16 protein-coding genes are annotated in these 18,971 nt (G+C 51.7%); 8 read left to right on the forward strand and 8 right to left on the reverse strand.

What is annotated here, in order from left to right; translation table 11 throughout:
- Positions 1–12: 12 nt before the first annotated feature.
- From WH298_RS14500 to WH298_RS14535, 8 genes are all read right to left on the reverse strand, one after another.
- Entirely contained in the window at positions 13–1,377 is a 1,365-nt protein-coding gene (locus WH298_RS14500) for an MFS transporter (RefSeq protein WP_007886988.1), read from the reverse strand.
- Between the two features lie 130 nt (positions 1,378–1,507).
- A complete protein-coding gene (gene cyoE, locus WH298_RS14505) occupies positions 1,508–2,395 on the reverse strand; it encodes a heme o synthase (RefSeq protein WP_007886987.1) in 888 nt (295 codons plus the stop codon).
- Between the two features lie 11 nt (positions 2,396–2,406).
- A complete protein-coding gene (locus tag WH298_RS14510) occupies positions 2,407–2,736 on the reverse strand; it encodes a cytochrome o ubiquinol oxidase subunit IV (protein WP_007886986.1) in 330 nt (109 codons plus the stop codon).
- Positions 2,736–3,350: a cytochrome o ubiquinol oxidase subunit III gene (locus WH298_RS14515; protein WP_007886985.1), complete on the reverse strand. Its 615-nt coding sequence runs from the start codon at positions 3,348–3,350 to the stop codon at positions 2,736–2,738. The genes WH298_RS14510 and WH298_RS14515 overlap by 1 nt, the downstream gene beginning before the upstream one ends.
- Positions 3,350–5,332 (reverse strand): cytochrome o ubiquinol oxidase subunit I, encoded by a 1,983-nt coding sequence (cyoB, locus tag WH298_RS14520; RefSeq protein WP_007886984.1) that lies wholly within the window; start codon positions 5,330–5,332, stop codon positions 3,350–3,352. The genes WH298_RS14515 and cyoB overlap by 1 nt, the downstream gene beginning before the upstream one ends.
- Positions 5,333–5,336: 4 nt before the next feature.
- A complete protein-coding gene (gene cyoA, locus WH298_RS14525) occupies positions 5,337–6,263 on the reverse strand; it encodes a cytochrome o ubiquinol oxidase subunit II (RefSeq protein WP_007886978.1) in 927 nt (308 codons plus the stop codon).
- 438 nt (positions 6,264–6,701) lie between these two features.
- A complete protein-coding gene (gene ampG / locus WH298_RS14530; protein ID WP_007886976.1) occupies positions 6,702–8,189 on the reverse strand; it encodes a muropeptide MFS transporter AmpG in 1,488 nt (495 codons plus the stop codon).
- Between the two features lie 54 nt (positions 8,190–8,243).
- Positions 8,244–8,822 carry a lipoprotein gene (locus WH298_RS14535; RefSeq protein WP_007886975.1) on the reverse strand — a complete coding sequence of 193 codons (579 nt, stop codon included), beginning with the start codon at positions 8,820–8,822 and terminating at the stop codon, positions 8,244–8,246.
- 264 nt (positions 8,823–9,086) lie between these two features.
- Between WH298_RS14535 and bolA the strand changes: the two genes are divergently transcribed.
- From bolA to WH298_RS14575, 8 genes are all read left to right on the forward strand, one after another.
- On the forward strand, positions 9,087–9,404 hold the full coding sequence (bolA, locus tag WH298_RS14540) for a transcriptional regulator BolA (RefSeq protein ID WP_176519194.1): 318 nt from the start codon (positions 9,087–9,089) through the stop codon (positions 9,402–9,404).
- A 300-nt stretch (positions 9,405–9,704) separates the two neighbouring features.
- Positions 9,705–11,009 carry a trigger factor gene (gene tig, locus WH298_RS14545; protein ID WP_007886973.1) on the forward strand — a complete coding sequence of 435 codons (1,305 nt, stop codon included), beginning with the start codon at positions 9,705–9,707 and terminating at the stop codon, positions 11,007–11,009.
- Positions 11,010–11,344: 335 nt separating this feature from the next.
- Positions 11,345–11,968 carry an ATP-dependent Clp endopeptidase proteolytic subunit ClpP gene (gene clpP / locus WH298_RS14550; protein ID WP_007886971.1) on the forward strand — a complete coding sequence of 208 codons (624 nt, stop codon included), beginning with the start codon at positions 11,345–11,347 and terminating at the stop codon, positions 11,966–11,968.
- Between the two features lie 129 nt (positions 11,969–12,097).
- Positions 12,098–13,369: an ATP-dependent protease ATP-binding subunit ClpX gene (gene clpX / locus WH298_RS14555; RefSeq protein WP_007886970.1), complete on the forward strand. Its 1,272-nt coding sequence runs from the start codon at positions 12,098–12,100 to the stop codon at positions 13,367–13,369.
- Between the two features lie 188 nt (positions 13,370–13,557).
- Positions 13,558–15,912 carry an endopeptidase La gene (lon, locus tag WH298_RS14560; RefSeq protein WP_007886968.1) on the forward strand — a complete coding sequence of 785 codons (2,355 nt, stop codon included), beginning with the start codon at positions 13,558–13,560 and terminating at the stop codon, positions 15,910–15,912.
- 213 nt (positions 15,913–16,125) lie between these two features.
- A complete protein-coding gene (gene hupB / locus WH298_RS14565) occupies positions 16,126–16,398 on the forward strand; it encodes a nucleoid-associated protein HU-beta (RefSeq protein WP_036620343.1) in 273 nt (90 codons plus the stop codon).
- A gap of 237 nt (positions 16,399–16,635) precedes the next feature.
- Positions 16,636–18,504 carry a peptidylprolyl isomerase gene (ppiD, locus tag WH298_RS14570; protein WP_180823174.1) on the forward strand — a complete coding sequence of 623 codons (1,869 nt, stop codon included), beginning with the start codon at positions 16,636–16,638 and terminating at the stop codon, positions 18,502–18,504.
- A gap of 139 nt (positions 18,505–18,643) precedes the next feature.
- Positions 18,644–18,967: a ComEA family DNA-binding protein gene (locus tag WH298_RS14575; protein ID WP_007886961.1), complete on the forward strand. Its 324-nt coding sequence runs from the start codon at positions 18,644–18,646 to the stop codon at positions 18,965–18,967.
- Positions 18,968–18,971: the final 4 nt, after the last annotated feature.

Here is an 18,971-nt window from a genome sequence, read left to right on the forward strand (position 1 = left end):
CGGGCTGATGATTTAGCAGCTGGCGAGCAGCGCTTCGAGTTCTACGCGGCTCGTCACTTTGCTGTCTATTTTGATATAAGCACTTTTCTCTTCCGGCACGATAAACACTGACGCCACGCCGGGTTGTGCTTTCAAACGTTTCTCAAGGTTTGGCACTGCCAGCACCGCATCGCTGAGCATGATACGCAGGCTGCTGACGTAAGGCGGTTCCTGCATCGACATCGCCACAAATAGCCACGCTGCCGCGACAATGGCGCCAACCAGGAATACGGTTTGTGCATCAACATGACCAAAGATCCAGCCGCCCATGCTGCCGCCAATCGCCACGCCAATGAACTGGCTGGTGGAGTAAATGCCCATCGCGGTGCCTTTGTAGCCTGGCGGCGACTCTTTGCTGATCAGGGAAGGCAGAATGGCTTCCATCAGGTTGAAGGCGAGGAAGAACAGCTGCACGCCAATCACCAGCGTCCAGAAGTGACCTGCCGCGCCCCACAGCACGATTTCCGCAACGATGATCGTCGCCACACAGCCAACGAACACGCGCTTCATGCGGCGTTTAACTTCGGCATAGATGATGAAGGGCACCACGGCAACAAACGCGACTAACATGGTGACCAGATAGACTTTCCAATGTTCTGCTGCTGGCAATCCAGCCTGTTCAAACTGGCCTGGCAGCGCCACGAAACTCGACATCAGCAGAATATGCAGACAGAGAATGCCGATATTCAATTTTAATAATCTTGGGTTGGCCAGCACCGTGCGGATGCTGCCTTTTACCATGCCCGATTCACGATTGAGCACGTGGTTTGGTGCATTCGGCACCACTAACAGGGTGATGACGATGCCAAGCGTCGCGAGGATAGCAATCATCCAGAACAGCGCGTGCAAGCCCAGCGCATGCGTCACGATGGGACCGACCACCATCGCAATGGCAAAGGTGACGCCGAAGCTGATGCCAATAAATGCCATGGCTTTCGTACGGTTCTGTTCGCGGGTTAAGTCCGACAGCAATGCCATCACCGCTGCAGCGATCGCGCCAGAGCCCTGTAATGCACGGCCCAAGATCACGCCCCATATGGAGTCGGATGTTGCGGCAATGATGCTGCCGAAGACAAACAGCATCAGTCCGCCGACGATCAACGGCTTACGGCCGACACGATCGGAGAGCAGACCGAAAGGAATCTGGAAGATGGCTTGCGCCAAACCATAGATGCCGATTGCGAGACCAATCAGCGTTTCACTGGCGCCCTGTAACGCCATGCCGTACGTGGTGAGTACCGGCAAGACCATAAACATTCCCAGCATGCGCAGGGAAAAAACCGTACCTAAACCCCATGTAGCGCGAAGCTCTACTGGCGTCATTTTATTGTCGTTCATGTTTACCTCAAAATTATACTGCGCCCATTTTAGGCAGCAGGGCAGGGCGGGTAAAACATTTGTTCTTAAGCAGTGGTAACAAAAAGAAAGGGCGCGAAATTCGCGCCCTTTCTGGTTTTGCGGAGCTGAATTACCAGACGTAAGTCAGCAAGTCTTTCGACGCCGGCGTCATGAAATCAACTGACATCATCACGCTGAGGGCAGTGATAGCGATAATCGAGAACACAAACAGTTTACGCGCCCAAACTTTATCGTTTGAGGTTTTGTAACCTGAAAGCGCCATCCCGAGCCACCACACGCTAACGGCCGCGGCCACCACCAGATATTTGTAGCCCGCGTAACCGCCAAGGGTCAGCATCAGCGTGGCAATCATGAACGCCAGGATATACAGCGTAATATGATTTTTCGCCACCGAGATGCCTTTCACTACCGGTAGAACCGGAATGTTGGCAGCCTGGTAATCTTTAAAGCGGAAGATGGCAATCGCATAGGAGTGCGGCATCTGCCACAGGCTAAAGATAGCCAGTAAAATCAACGCGCCAGCGTCAAACTGGTTGGTCACTGCGCAGTAGCCAATCACCGGCGGCGCAGCGCCAGAGAGACTACCAATCAGCGTGCCGTAGACAGAGTTACGCTTCATATAGAGGCTGTAAACGCCTACGTAGACCACGAAGCCCATCACCGCCAGCCACATGGCCAGCGGGTTAGCGCCGAAATACAGCAACGCAAAGCCAGCAATACCCAATGCGGTTGCATAAACCAGGCTTACTTTCGCCGAGATCAGGCCTTTGACCAGAACACGGTTCCGCGTTCTCTCCATTTTGATGTCGATATCGCGGTCAATCACATTGTTGAATACACAACCTGATGCGACGACCAGCGACACGCCAACCAGCGAGGCGAGAAACAGGGTGTAATCAATGCTGCCTTTCGAAGCCAGCAGGAATCCACCGATCACAGAAATTAAATTGCCGAAAATAATTCCTGGTTTTGTTACTTGCAGGTATTGCTTAATCATTACACGACTCTTTAGTGGGCCATCATGTTGTAGTTGAGGTTCCACATAATCCACAGTGAGCCTACGACAACAATCAAGATGATGAGTGCTGAGAAGACAATGGCCACCATGTTCCAGCCACCTTCTGATTTGCTGTCTAAGTGCAGGAAGTAGACCAGGTGAACCAGCACCTGAACCACCGCACACACCAGAACCACACCCAGAATAGTGCCGTGTGAAGCGCCGCCATCCATTACCATCCAGAACGGAATACCGGTCAGGATGATCGAGAGGACGAAGCCGATCATGTAAGACTTCACGCTACCGTGCGAAGCGCCATGTTCGTTAACAGAATGACTCATTACATGGCTCCCATCAGGTAGACAACGGTGAATACGCAGATCCAAACCACATCCAGGAAGTGCCAGAACAAGCTAAGGCACATGATACGGGTGCGGTTGGTTGCAGTCAGACCACGTTTAGAAATCTGGAACATCATCACTGCCATCCAGATCAGACCAGAGGTCACGTGCAGACCGTGCGTGCCGACCAGCGTAAAGAACGCTGACAGGAAGCCGCTGCGGTCAGGACCGAAGCCTTCCTTGATCAGGTGATGGAATTCATAGATTTCCATCCCGATGAAGCCCGCACCGAACAGGAAGGTCAGGGCTAACCAGCTGATGACCGAACCCTTGTTCTGGTTGTTCATCGCGATCACTGCCATACCATAGGTAATGGAGCTGAGCAGCAGCAGCGCGGTTTCGACCAGTACGAACGGCAGTTCGAAGATGTCTTTACCTGCCGGGCCACCGGCAGTGTTATTGACCATAACTGCATAGGTCGCAAACAGGGTTGCGAAGATAATGCAGTCACTCATCAGGTAGATCCAGAAGCCAAAGACTTTATTGGCTCCTGCATCGTGATGCCCATGCTCCGCATGGGCGTCGTGGTGGTGTTTTGCAGTTTCAGTTGACATTATTTCAGACCTGCTTTGCTGATTTCGTCAAAGTGCTTCTTCTCGATCTGCTCGACTTCGGCAACCGGTACGTAGTAATCCACGTCTTCATCGAAGCTCTTCACAATCCAGGTCACGATAGTACCTACGAATGTGAGGCCAGCCAGCCACCAGATATGCCAGATCATTGCGAAACCGAACACAGTCATCAGGGCCGCGATAACAACAGCTGCGCCGCTGTTTTTCGGCATATGAATTTCTTCATATTTTTCTGGCTGCTTGTACGCTTCGCCTTTCTCTTTCATTTCCCAGAACGCATCACGCTCGTGGATATGTGGGATAACGGCAAAGTTGTAGAACGGCGGCGGTGAAGAGGTTGCCCACTCCAGCGTACGTCCACCCCACGGGTCACCGGTCAGGTCACGATTCTGGTCGCGGTCACGCACAGAAACGTAGAACTGGGTCAGCTGGCACAGAATACCGCAAGCGATCAGCGCCGCACCGCCTGCTGCAACAACCAGCAGTGAGTGGAACTGTGGATCGATGTCCTGGCTGATACGACGCGTCATACCCATGAAGCCCAGCGCATACAGCGGCATAAATGCCACGAAGAAGCCGATGATCCAGAACCAGAACGCGCGGATACCCCATTTTTCATTCAGCGTGAAGCCGAATGCTTTCGGGAACCAGTAGGTCACGCCAGCCATACAACCGAACACCACACCACCGATAATAACGTTATGGAAGTGCGCGATCAGGAACAGGCTGTTGTGCAGAATGAAGTCCGCACCCGGAACCGCCAGCAGAACACCTGTCATACCACCAATAGAGAAGGTAACCAGGAAGCCGATGGTCCACAGCATCGCTGAGTGGAACTCAACGCGACCCTGATACATGGTGAACAGCCAGTTGAAGATTTTCACGCCGGTCGGGATAGCGATGATCATCGTCATGATACCGAAGAAGGCGTTTACGTTTGCACCCGCACCCATGGTGAAGAAGTGGTGCAGCCAAACGATGAACGACAGTACGGTAATCGCGATGGTCGCCCACACCAGAGAGGTGTAACCGAACAGACGCTTTTTAGAGAAGGTCGCAGTGACTTCAGCGAAGACACCAAACACCGGCAGAACCAGGATGTACACTTCCGGGTGACCCCAGACCCAAATCAGGTTGACGTACATCATCATGTTACCGCCCATTTCATTGGTGAAGAAATGGAAGCCAAGGTAACGGTCAAGTGTCAACAGTGCCAGCGTAACGGTCAGTACCGGGAACGCAGCGATGATCAGGACGTTAGTACACAGTGATGCCCAGGTGAATACCGGCATTTTGAACAGGTCCATGCCCGGTGCACGCATCTTCAGAATGGTAACGAAGAAGTTGATACCGGTCAGTGTGGTACCGATACCGGACAGCTGGAGACTCCAGATCCAGTAATCGACCCCGACGCCAGGACTGTACTCCACCCCGGAAAGCGGCGGATAAGCCAACCAGCCGGTCTGTGCGAACTCGCCCACACCCAGAGAGATGTTCACCAGGATCACACCGATCGCGGTAAACCAGAAGCTCAGGTTGTTCAGGAACGGGAAGGCAACGTCACGTGCACCGATTTGCAGCGGTACCGCGATGTTCATCAGACCTACCACGAATGGCATCGCCACGAAGAAGATCATGATCACGCCGTGAGCGGTGAAGATCTGGTCGTAGTGGTGCGGCGGTAGAATGCCGGCTTCCCCAGCGGAAGCCATCACTTGTTGGGTACGCATCATTACCGCATCGGCAAAGCCGCGCAGCAACATGACGAATGCCATGATGATGTACATGATACCCAGTTTTTTGTGGTCAATGGAGGTGAACCATTCAGACCACAGGTACTGCCACTTACCAAAATAGGTGATGGCCGCAACCAGCGCCAGACCACCTAAGATGATAGCGGCGACCGTAACCACGATAATGGGTTCGTGGTATGGCACTGCATCCAGTGTTAATTTTCCGAACATCGTATTATTCCTCGGCTCCCGCGGAAGCGGCGTGACTCATGTCCATACCTTCATGCTGTGGCATGTCCATCTTCCCGTGGCTCATCTTGAACTTATCAATAACTTGCTTGAACAGTTCTGGATTCGTCGTAGAGAAATATTCCACCGGGTGATTTTCGCTTGGCGTAGCCAGTTTCTCGAAATCATCCATGGTGTTCAGCGCGTTAGGTGCCGCTTTAACTTTGGCAACCCACTGCTGGAATTCCGCATCGTCTTTAGTTGCAATGGCTTTGAATTTCATACCAGAGAAACCACGACCACTGAAGTTCGCAGAGATACCGTCAAATGTTCCTGGCTCGTTGGCGATCAGATGCAGTTTGGTCTGCATACCGGCCATTGCATAAATCTGGCTGCCGAGAGTAGGAATAAAGAAGGAGTTCATCACGGAGTTGGAGGTGATCTTGAAGTTCACCGGAGTATTTGCCGGGAAGGCAATCTGGTTAACGGTGGCAATACCCTGTTCCGGGTAAATGAACAGCCATTTCCAGTCCAGCGCCACTACATCGATCTCAACCGGTTTAACGTCAGAAACCAGCGGTTTGCTCGGCTCCAGCGCGTGGGTTGATTTCCAGGTCAAAACGCCGAGGAAGATAATGATCAGGATCGGAATGGTCCAGACCACGGCTTCCACTTTGTTCGAGTGTGACCAGTTAGGGCTATAGGTTGCATTAGTATTGGTTGCCCGATATTTCCAGGCAAAAAATACTGCCATGAAGACTGCCGGGATAACGACGATCATCATCAAGCCAAAAGCTGTCAGAATCAACGAACGTTGCTCCAGTGCAATCTGTCCTTTGGGATTTAACAACGCACTATCGCAGCCACTGAGTAATACAGCGCCTGCAATTAATGACAAAATCCCCAAACTTTTATTGTATTTACTGAGTCTCATTTAACGACCTCAATGACAAAGGGCTCTATTGTCGTTTAAGTGTGCGCGCATTTTACGGGAAGGTTTATGCAGTGTAAACCAGCATAAGGATGTGTCAGAAGGCTGTTGACACCTTTTGCTAAGGGTGTCACAGATGTTACGCAGGGTGACAAATTATTAACTGCGACAAGCAGTTGGCGTTAATATAACAAAAAACAATGGTAGAAACCGCAGAAAAATCAGGGAAAGTATAAACCGTACTCTTAATGCTCATTTATTTAACATTTCTGTATCATTTTTGCGATGAGTTTAATACAAACTAATTGCTCACCGGATTTAAATATTACCGCGAAGTTGTTAATTTAATGTTTCTAATTCGCGTTAAAAAAAATGCTATTGGTAAAATCAGTTCCTGATATTTTTTGCGCCATTTATTTGTCATTCACAAATAGCGATGAGTTAACGGTGATTGCCCGGCGACATTTTTCTTAATGCCAAACTGTCCAAAATTACGCCGAGTGCAACGGCCAACAGGGCAAATGCCATGCCGGCTTCAAACATCGGCGTAAGCAGCGCGTTGATTGGCAAAACTCCGCTGGCATTAAGCGCCAACGCCAGCAGCCATAACGCCAGCAGGCCACAGCCAACACTAAATAGACGTACCGTCCAGCGGTAGCCTTGCGGCCATAAGCTGCGCATCACAAACTCACCACTTTGCTGGATGCTATGTAACGTGCCGCGACATAGCCACAACAGCAGCAAACCCGGCACACCGGCAAATACCGTAAAGGCATAAAAAGCTGGCCAGCCCCAAAGCTCAACCAGCCAACCGGCTGCAGGGCCAACGTAAACGCGTCCTACCGCCGAAAGGGCCGAGAGCAGCGCGAACTGGGTGGCGGAGAAGGATTTATTACACAGTGTCATTAACAAGGCGACAAAAGCCGCTGTGCCCATACCGCCGCACAGGTTTTCAATGAAGACCGCGCTGGCCATACTCCCAAGATGCGGAGGCGTCACGGCCAATAGCCAGTAAGCAAAGTTTGAGACAGCTTGTAGCACGCCGAAAATCATTAATGCACGGAACAGACTTAAGCGCTGCATCAGCACGCCGCCATATAGCGCGCCAATAATCGTAGCAAGCAAGCCGAGCGTTTTGTTGACCAGTCCGACGTCGCCGGCGCTGAAACCCACGCCGCGAATCAGGAATGTGGTGGTGAGCGAAGCGGCAAACGCATCGCCGAGCTTATAAAGGATAATCAGGGTGATCAGCAGCCAGGCATTGTTACGCTGGAAGAAGTCTTTAAGCGGGAACGTTACTGCCTGACGTAATGAATGTGGTTCACGCGCTGGCATTGTCGGCTCTTTAGCCAGTAATGTCGCGATCAGCCCTGGCACCATCAACAGCGCCATCAGCCAGTACGTGGCTTGCCAGCCGAGATAGCGATCCGCTAACCAAAGCGCGAGTCCGCCCGAAATCAGCATCGCCAGACGATAACCTAGCACGGTGATGGCCGCGCCGCTGCCGCGCTCTTCCGGCGGTAGCACGTCGGTTTTCCAGGCATCAAACACGATATCCTGCGAAGCCGAACAGAACGCCACCAAAACCGCCAACGCCGCCAGCAGCGTTAAGTCACGCGAGGGTTGCATAAAGCCCATGGCAATAATGCCGCCAATCAGTGCCAGCTGAGTGACCAGCAGCCAGCCGCGACGCCGGCCAAGAAACGGCGGCGTATAGCGATCCATCATCGGCGACCACAGAAACTTAAATACGTAAGCCTGGCCGACAAGGGAGAAGAAACCAATCGTTTTCAGGTCAACGTTCTCAACCGTCATCCACGCCTGTAACGTCCCGGCGGTTAACGCCAGTGGTAAGCCAGAGGCAAAACCGAGCAGCAGCAATACCGCCGCATTACGTTGGGTAAAAATACGCAGATAATGAGATGTCATAGCCAACCTGGAATGAAGCCCGGCCAGAAGTGACCGGGCAAATTACTGCGGAAATTAGCGGGCGTTCTGCTTAATGAAGTTGTGAACGCTGGTGTCCTGCGCCATATCAGCAATCACGTCACTCAGCGTTGAGTTAACCGCGTTGGTGATCTTCGCGTTGGTAGCGGTAAACGCACCTTCTACGCTGTAAGTCTGGCGATAGTTTTTCACCTGCTTGTTGCCGTTTTTCGCGGTAGCGATGATGGAGATATCGGCTTTAGTCGTAATGCTATAGCGCACGTTGCCCTGTGTTACATCAGCATATAGACCGTTCACCACAATTTGCAGATCTACCGCACCGCTTGGGCCGATCATATAACCGCGTGACGTCATCTGCTTCTCCAACACTTCCTGCAGCAGGAAGCGCAGGTCGCGTGAAGGCGTCAGCGTAATCAGTTGACCATCGCGGTTGACTTTCGCCAGCGCCTGATCGGAACGTTGATCGGCACCGTTAACACTGATGGTAACGCCCATCAGACTTGGATCTTGCTGCGGCAGTTGAATCTTCGGTTGAATATCCAACGTGGTGTTGTTGCTGGCACAGCCGGCCAAAATAAAAGCAGCCAGCAGAGGGAATAACAGTTTTTTCAACATACTCATTCTCGTTAGCATATAGGTTGGTTTGCAAAACTGCGGCCATCATAGCATTGCGCAGCGGTGAAAAAAGCCCCGGGCTAATGGAAATTGATTGTAAAGGCTTTTTTCAGACGGGCAGAAACCCCACCCGGTTGACCTGAAGCATAAGCGGGTTACTATGCGCAGCGTCGAGGGATTTATTTGCGGCTAACCCGCGGAAGCGGTGAAAAACCTACTAATATTTAAACAGATGGGCACAGCGCTCGCCGGAGAGGAGTGTTAATCATGATTCGCGAACAAATAGAAGAAAAGTTGCGTAACGCTTTCGAGCCTGCACATCTTGAAGTGCATGATGAAAGCTACCGTCATAACGTGCCCGCCGGTTCTGAAAGTCACTTTAAAGTGGTGATTGTCAGCGATCGATTTACCGGTCAGCGCTTTCTGCAACGCCATCGCGCCATTTATGGTGAACTGGCAGCCGAGTTAGCGGGCAGCGTACACGCGCTGGCACTGCATACTTACACGCAAAAAGAGTGGGATGGATTGCAGGATACGGTTCTGGCCTCACCCAATTGTCGCGGTGCAGGAACCCTTGCCTGAATTCATTTCATCACCTTCCTCAAAACGGCCTGCGGGCCGTTTTCTTTTCATTTATTCCCTCCAAACGCGATCTACGGCGCAAAAAAGCAGCAAAACCGCCAAAAAGTGGTGAGTTTGCAGCCTCGACTCATTCCAGCGATGCCGCTATAATGCGGCGTCTATTTTTCCGGAATGTCTTCGGGACGCTTCTGGTAACAGGGATTAGGTTCTGCCTGCAGAGGCCGTCCCGGTTGTTGGATACGGCGCATTTATGTGTGGTGTCTGAAGTTGACCGAGCACGTGATTTTTTGAGGTAACAAGATGACAGTTTCAGTAGAAACCACTCAGGGTCTGGGCCGTCGCATTTCGATTACTGTTGCAGCTGACAGCATCGAGAGCGCAGTGAAGAAAGAACTGGTGGAAGTGGCTAAGAAAGTCCGTATCGACGGTTTCCGTAAAGGCAAAGTGCCGGCACACATCATTTCTCAGCGCTACGGTGCTTCTGTTCGCCAGGACGTGCTGGGCGAGCTGATGACGCGCAACTTCGTTGACGCCATCATCAAAGAGAAAATCAATCCGGCTGGCGCACCAAACTATGTGCCGGGCGAATATAAAGAAGGCGAAGATTTCACCTACGCGGTCGAGTTCGAAGTGTATCCAGAAGTTGAGCTGAAAGGCCTGGATGCTATCGAAGTCGAGAAGCCAGTAGTAGAAGTGACTGACGCTGACGTTGATACCATGCTGGAAACCCTGCAGAAGCAGCAGGCGACCTGGAAAGAGAGCGATGCTGCAGCGACTGCAGAAGATCGCGCAACCATCGACTTCAGCGGTTCTGTTGACGGCGAAGAGTTTGAAGGCGGCAAAGCCTCTGACTTCGTGCTGGCAATGGGCCAGGGTCGTATGATTCCAGGCTTCGAAGAGGGCGTTGTTGGCCATAAAGCCGGCGAAACCTTCACTATCGACGTGAAATTCCCAGACGATTACCACGCTGAAAACCTGAAAGGGAAAGACGCGAAGTTCGAAATCGTGCTGAAGAAAGTTGAAACCCGTGAGCTGCCAGAGCTGACAGAAGAGTTCATCAAGCGCTTTGGCGTGGAAGATGGTTCAATTGCCGGTCTGCGTGCTGAAGTGCGTAAGAACATGGATCGCGAGCTGAAAGGTGCTATCCGCAATCGCGTGAAGACTCAGGCAATCGACGGTCTGGTTAACGCCAACGACATCGATGTTCCGGTTGCGTTGATCGACAGCGAAATCGACGTTCTGCGCCGTCAGGCAGCACAGCGTTTTGGTGGCAACGAGAAGCAAGCGCTGGAACTGCCACGTGAACTGTTCGAAGAGCAGGCTAAACGTCGCGTAGTTGTTGGTCTGCTGTTGGGCGAAGTGATTCGCATCAACGAACTGCAGGCTGATGAAGATCGCGTTAAAACGCTGATCGAAGAGATGGCTTCTGCGTATGAAGATCCGCAGGAAGTGATTGAGTTCTACAGCAAAAACAGCGAGCTGATGAACAACATGCGCAACGTGGCTCTGGAAGAGCAAGCGGTTGAAGCAGTTCTGGCCAAAGCCAAAGTTACTGACAAAGCCACTAACTTCCAGGAACTGATGAACCAGACCTCAGCGGCCTGATTCGTAAGTTAACCGTAAGTGCTAAGCCCGTGACTGAAAAGTCGCGGGCTTTTTCGTTTCTGGCGTGATGTGCGCAGATTTGTCCTCTATTTGCTTAATTAATCGGCAAATTATCCGCTAAGCTCTTTTTCCGTGTTAGCGAATGGGCAAAAGGTTGTTATGCTTGAAACAACTGGGCAGCATCCCCAGATACAGGGAGAATGCATGAAAACAGTGAGACTGACTGATTAACCGTGTCGATATCTCGGTTTGAGACCGTGGCACGTAGTGTTCCTGCCGCGGCTTACGTAAAATCGGTACAGAATGTTGCCAATGAAATTTATCAGGAGACGGTAATGTCATACAGTGGCGATCGTGAATTTACTGCACCGCACATGGCGCTGGTGCCAATGGTGGTCGAACAAACCTCGCGCGGCGAGCGTTCTTACGACATCTACTCTCGCCTGCTCAAAGAGCGTGTGATCTTCCTGACCGGTCAGGTTGAAGATCATATGGCTAACCTGATCGTGGCGCAGATGCTGTTTCTGGAAGCTGAGAATCCTGAAAAAGACATTTACCTCTACATTAACTCGCCTGGCGGCGTGATTACTGCTGGGATGTCGATTTATGACACCATGAAATTTATCAAGCCCGACGTTAGTACCATCTGTATGGGTCAGGCTTGTTCAATGGGTGCGTTCCTGCTGACTGCGGGCACCAAAGGCAAACGTTTCTGCCTACCTAATTCACGTGTGATGATTCATCAGCCGTTAGGCGGTTATCAGGGCCAGGCGACGGATATCGAAATCCATGCGCGCGAAATTTTGAAAGTGAAGCAGCGTATGAATGAGTTAATGGCTGAGCATACCGGCAAGTCGCTGGAAGAGATCGAACGCGACACCGAGCGCGATCGTTTCCTCTCTGCGGGCGAAGCGGTAGAGTATGGCTTAGTCGATTCTATCCTGACGCATCGCCAATAAGACACATCTGTCTGCCCCTTGCGCTATAGTTAACGGGAAGCAGGCAGATGGGTTGAATGCATATCGGCCGTTGATGTACGGCCAGCGCCGTACAACAAATTTGGTCTGAGAAAGAAAAGAGGTTAGCTGATGACAGATAAGCGCAAAGACGGTTCAGGTAAGTTGCTGTACTGCTCTTTCTGCGGCAAAAGCCAGCATGAAGTCCGTAAGCTAATTGCCGGGCCGTCAGTGTACATTTGCGACGAGTGCGTTGATCTCTGCAACGACATCATTCGTGAAGAGATTAAGGAAGTAGCGCCGCATCGCGAGCGCAGTTCACTGCCGACGCCGCACGAAATCCGCCATCATCTTGATGATTATGTAATTGGTCAGGAAAGGGCGAAGAAAGTGTTGGCAGTAGCGGTGTATAACCACTACAAACGCCTGCGCAATGGCGATACCAGTAATGGCATCGAACTGGGCAAAAGTAACATTTTGCTGATCGGTCCAACCGGTAGCGGTAAAACATTGCTGGCAGAAACGCTGGCGCGTTTACTGGATGTGCCATTTACCATGGCCGATGCCACCACGCTGACCGAAGCCGGTTATGTGGGTGAGGATGTAGAGAACATCATCCAGAAGCTGCTGCAGAAGTGTGATTACGACGTGCAGAAAGCGCAGCGCGGTATTGTCTACATTGATGAAATTGATAAGATTTCTCGTAAGTCGGACAACCCATCGATCACCCGTGACGTATCGGGCGAAGGCGTGCAGCAAGCGCTGCTGAAACTGATTGAAGGCACCGTGGCTGCTGTACCGCCGCAGGGCGGACGCAAACATCCACAGCAGGAATTCTTGCAGGTTGATACCTCTAAGATTCTGTTCATCTGTGGTGGTGCATTTGCCGGTCTCGACAAAGTGATTTCTCAGCGTGTTGAAACCGGATCTGGTATCGGCTTCGGCGCAACCGTGAAGGGCAAATCTCAGAAGGCGAGCGAAGGCGAATTGTTGTCGCAGGTTGAGCCAGAAGATCTGATCAAGTTTGGCCTGATTCCTGAATTCATTGGTCGTCTGCCCGTCGTGGCAACGCTGAGCGAGTTGAGTGAAGAGGCGCTGATTCAGATTCTGCGTGAGCCGAAGAACGCGCTGACCAAACAGTATCAGGCGTTGTTCAATCTCGAAGGTGTAGAGCTGGAATTCCGTGACGAAGCTTTAACGGCAATTGCTAAAAAAGCGATGTCACGTAAAACCGGTGCACGTGGTCTACGTTCCATCGTGGAAGGTGCGTTACTCGAAACCATGTATGACTTGCCATCAATGGATGACGTTGAAAAAGTGGTGATTGATGAGTCAGTAATTGATGGTCAATCCGAGCCGATGTTGATTTATGGAAAGCACGAAGCCCAGGCTTCTGGCGAATAAATAAACAATCGCACCGCGTTGTTATCTTAAAAAAGGGGAAAAATCTTTCCCCTTTTGTTTTTCTCTCGCCAGTGACATTGAATGTCGTACAAGCATCCCCATATACTCAATATCCTGTGGGTTTAACTGCAAAACCTCTATTGCGCGGTACCCATCACCTGGCGGACATTAAACTAAGAGAGAGCTCTATGAATCCTGAGCGTTCTGAACGCATTGAAATCCCCGTGTTGCCGTTGCGCGACGTGGTGGTTTATCCGCACATGGTAATTCCGTTGTTTGTTGGCCGGGAAAAATCGATTCGGTGCCTCGAAGCCGCGATGGATCATGATAAAAAGATCATGCTGGTTGCACAGAAAGAGGCTTCAACGGATGAACCTGGCATTAACGATCTCTTCTCAGTAGGGACCGTCGCTTCTGTATTGCAGATGCTGAAACTTCCAGACGGCACGGTAAAAGTGCTGGTTGAAGGTTTACAGCGCGCACACATCACCACGTTGGCTGATAATGGCGACCATTTTGTTGCCCAGGCTGAATATCTGGTCTCGCCGGAAATTGAAGAGCGCGAACAGGAAGTGCTGGTGCGCACGGCCATCAATCAGTTTGAAGGCTATATCAAGCTGAATAAAAAAATCCCGCCTGAGGTATTAACTTCCCTCAACAGTATTGACGATGCGGCCCGATTGGCCGACACCGTAGCAGCGCATATGCCGCTGAAACTGGCTGATAAACAGTCGGTGCTGGAGATGTCCGACGTGAATGAACGTCTGGAATATCTGATGGCGATGATGGAATCAGAAATCGATCTGCTGCAGGTTGAGAAGCGTATTCGCAACCGCGTTAAAAAGCAGATGGAGAAAAGCCAGCGTGAGTACTATCTGAATGAGCAAATGAAAGCCATTCAGAAAGAGCTGGGCGAAATGGATGACGCGCCCGATGAATACGAGGCGCTGAAACGTAAGATTGAAGCGGCTAAAATGCCGACCGAAGCGCGTGAAAAAGCTGAAGCTGAGTTACAAAAGCTGAAGATGATGTCGCCGATGTCAGCAGAAGCGACCGTGGTTCGTGGCTATATTGACTGGATGGTTCAGGTTCCATGGGTCGCGCGCAGCAAGGTGAAAAAAGACCTGCGTAAAGCGCAAGAGACGCTGGATATTGACCATTATGGTCTGGAGCGTGTTAAAGACCGCATCCTTGAGTATCTTGCGGTGCAGAGTCGCGTCAGCAAAATCAAAGGACCGATTCTGTGTCTCGTTGGACCGCCAGGCGTAGGTAAAACCTCGCTGGGCCAGTCGATTGCGAAGGCAACCGGACGCAAATATGTGCGTATGGCGCTGGGTGGCGTACGCGATGAAGCGGAAATTCGCGGACATCGTCGTACCTACATTGGTTCTATGCCCGGTAAGCTGATCCAAAAAATGGCGAAAGTTGGCGTGAAGAACCCGCTGTTCCTGTTGGATGAGATCGACAAAATGTCGTCCGACATGCGCGGCGATCCGGCTTCAGCGCTGCTTGAGGTGCTGGATCCCGAGCAGAACATCGCGTTCAACGATCACTATCTGGAAGTCGATTACGATCTTTCTGACGTGATGTTCGTGGCGACCTCCAACTCCATGAACATCCCAGCGCCGCTGCTTGACCGTATGGAAGTGATTCGTCTTTCGGGTTATACCGAAGATGAAAAGCTGAATATCGCTAAGCAACATTTGCTGCCGAAACAGATTGAACGTAACGCGCTGAAAGACAAAGAGATCACCGTCGACGACAGCGCCATTGTAGGTATCATTCGCTATTACACCCGTGAAGCGGGCGTGCGTAGTCTGGAGCGCGAACTCTCCAAGCTGTGCCGTAAAGCGGTGAAAACGCTGCTGATGGACAAATCGAAAAAACACATCGTGATCAACGGTGATAATCTCAAGGATTTCCTTGGCGTGCAGCGCTTTGATTATGGTCGTGCAGAGAGCGAAAGCCGTGTTGGTCAGGTGACCGGTCTGGCGTGGACGGAAGTGGGCGGCGATCTGCTGACCATCGAAACTGCCTGCGTACCTGGCAAAGGTAAGCTGACTTACACCGGTTCGCTGGGCGAAGTGATGCAGGAATCGATTCAGGCGGCGCTGACTGTAGTGCGTGCGCGTGCGGAGAAACTGGGCATCAATGCTGATTTCTACGAGAAACGTGACATTCACGTCCACGTGCCAGAAGGTGCGACGCCGAAAGATGGCCCAAGCGCCGGTATCGCCATGTGCACCGCGCTGGTCTCATGCTTAACCGGCAACCCGGTACGTTCTGACGTGGCGATGACGGGCGAAATCACCCTGCGTGGCTTGGTTCTGCCGATTGGCGGACTGAAAGAGAAGTTGCTCGCAGCGCATCGTGGTGGCATTAAAACGGTACTGATTCCCGATGAAAACAAGCGCGATCTGGAAGATATTCCACAGAACGTGATTGCCGATCTGGAGATTCATCCGGTGAAGCGTATTGAAGAGGTGCTGAACCTGGCACTGGAAAATGCGCCTTATGGTATGCAGGTTGCGACCGCAAAATAGTGATTAGCGACATAAACCGCTAAAAAGCGAAGCTGGCAGGCAAATTGTTGCTTGCCAGCTTTTTTTTGTGCCGCTAACTTAGTGGGCTGCTGGATCAACGATTAAGATGAATACCGTTGTTTCGGCTCCACAGGCTTGATATAACTTGCTGCGCGTTCGCACCGGGCGGGAAGCGCGGGTGCGATGTGAATAATAAAAGAGGGGATGAAGAGAGTGAATAAGTCACAGTTGATCGACAAAATTGCTGCAGACGCTGACATTTCTAAAGCAGCAGCGGGACGTGTATTAGATGCATTCATGGAGTCCGTTACCGAAGCTCTGAAAGGCGGTGATGAAGTGGCACTGGTTGGTTTCGGTACTTTCTCTGTACGTGAGCGTGCAGCTCGTACAGGCCGTAACCCACAAACGGGTAAAGAACTCACCATCCCGGCTGGTAAAGTTCCGGGCTTCCGTGCAGGTAAAGCACTGAAAGATTCCGTCAATTAATGACCGCTGATCTATCCATTGAAGCAATTTCTTCCATGGATTGAGGACGCAAAAGCCGTTCTCATGTAACATACGGGCACATCATTTTTGATGTGCCTTTTTTATTCTTGATGCGCGGCGATGGCCTTTGGTTGTTGTCTCCGCATGGTTGCCAACTGCCAGCCTGAACAGCAGTTGCACGATGATGACATCGTGTTAAAGCTTTACATTCACACTACAGCGGAGTGTTGTCATACCATGATGGACAATTTACGCGCGGCGTCGAATCATGTCGTGCTCAAGATTATTCTGGGATTGATCATCCTGTCTTTTGTACTCACCGGGGTGGGCAACTACCTGATTGGCGGCGGCAGCGATTATGCCGCGAAAGTTAACGGCCATGAGATCAGCCGTGCTGAGCTGGAGCAGGGTTATAACAATGAGCGCAATCGTCAGCAGCAGATGCTGGGCGATCAGTTCTCACAGCTAGCCAGCAACGAAGGCTATATGCAGCAGATGCGTCAGCAGGCGCTGTCACAGCTGATTGATCAGGCACTGCTCGATCAATACATCAAAGATCTGCACATTGGCATCAGCGATGATCAGGTGAAACAGGCAATTTTCAATCAAAAAGCCTTCCAGACCAACGGTAAGTTCGACAACGCCAAATACAGCGGCCTGATCACCAGCATGGGCTTCACCGCTGACCAGTATGCGGAAGCGCTGCGCAAGCAGCTGGCGACGCAGCAGCTGATTAACGCCATTGCCAATACCGATTTCATGCTGAAAGGCGAAACCAGCAAGCTGGTAGATCTGGTGTCACAGCAGCGTGAAGTGCGGCAGGCGGTGATTGATGTCAACGCGCTGGCGGCTAAACAGACCGTCAGTGACGATGAAATCAGTCAGTATTATCAGCAACATCAAAACAGCTTTATGGCGCCTGAGCAGTTCCGCGTGAGCTACATCAAAATGGATGCCGCTAGCATGACGGAAACGGCCAGCGAAGCAGATATTCAGAGCTGGTACGACCAACATAAAGCGGATTATTCACAGCCGCAGCGCAATCGCTATAGCGTGATTCAGACCAAAACTGAAGCCGATGCCAACTCCGTGGTTGATGCCCTGAAGAAAGGTGAAGATTTCGCTGCACTGGCAAAAAGCAAATCAGTTGACCCAATCTCAGCGCGTAAAGGTGGTGATATGGGGTGGCTAGAGCCGAGCACTACGCCAGACGAGCTGAAAAATGCCAATCTGACGCAGAAAGGCCAGCTGTCGGGTGCTATTAAGTCTTCTGTTGGCTACCTCGTGGTGCGCCTGGACGATATTCAGCCGGAGCAGGTTAAACCGCTGGCCGAAGTGCATGACGCCGTTGCGGACAAAGTGAAGCAAGAGAAAGCGGTGGATGCCTTCTACAAAATTCAGCAGAAAGTGAGCGAAGCGGCCAGCAATGATAATGAATCGCTGGCTGGCGCAGCACAGGCTTCGGGTCTGAAAGTGGTCGAAACCAATTGGATCACCCGCGATAACTTGCCAGATGAGCTGAATTTCGATGCGGTTAAGCAGGCGATCTTCAACGGTGGTTTAGTCGGGCAGAATGGTGCGCCGGGTAACAACTCCGACATCATTTCTGTGGATGGCGATCGCGCCTTCGTCTTGCGTATCAGCGAGCATAAACCGGAAGCGGTGAAGCCGCTGGATCAGGTTAAAGCGCAGATTGTGGATACCCTGAAGCATGATAAAGCGACGCAGCAGGCAAAAGCGCAGGCCGACAAATTGCTGGCCGATCTGAAAGCCGGTAAAGCAGATGCGCTGCAAGCTGCGGGCTTGACGCTCAGCGCCAGCAAATCATTCGACCGCAATGCACAGGATCCGGTTGCGCAGTCAGCCTTCAATCTGCCACAACCTGCCGACAATAAGCCGTCGTGGGGCGTGAGCGAAGATATGCAGGGCAATGTGGTGCTGGTGGCGCTGGATAAAGTCAGCGCCGGCAACATGCCGCAGGCACAGACCGATGAGATGGTGAAAGGTGTGACGCAGAATAATGCGCAGATCGCCTTTGAAGCGCTGCTGGAAAACCTGCGTAAAGAGGCGAAAATTAAGTACGGCGCCGCTGCACAAAACCAGTAAGCCTCACAAAAAAAGTTAAATCACTGCAATACCGAAAGGCCGCTTATGCGGCCTTTTCCATTTCTGGAATTGCCCTTTTGAGCGTTGATTTTAGCTGTGACACCCTGCTGTTGCTGTCAAACACAAGGAGAAACACAGCATGGTTAAATCAACGTTTCATGCCCTCTGTATTGCGCTGGCGCTGGGCGGCGCAGTTTATACCACTGGGCTCGCGGCCGCCGAGAGCCCCAGCGAAACGCAGGCAACGCAAGTTTCCACGCCACAGGAAGGGCAGGTCAGCATTAATTCAGCCACAGCTGAGCAGCTCGCTGCTGGCATGAATGGCATAGGACTAAAGAAAGCGCAGGCGATAGTGAGTTATCGCGAGCAATACGGTCCCTTTACTGCCATTGAGCAACTCAAGGAGGTGCCGGGCATCGGCAGTGCATTGATAGAGCGTAACAGCGCTCGGCTTAAACTGTGAGGCG

It is taken from the genome of Pantoea nemavictus (assembly GCF_037479095.1).
GTDB classification, from domain to species: domain Bacteria; phylum Pseudomonadota; class Gammaproteobacteria; order Enterobacterales; family Enterobacteriaceae; genus Pantoea; species Pantoea nemavictus.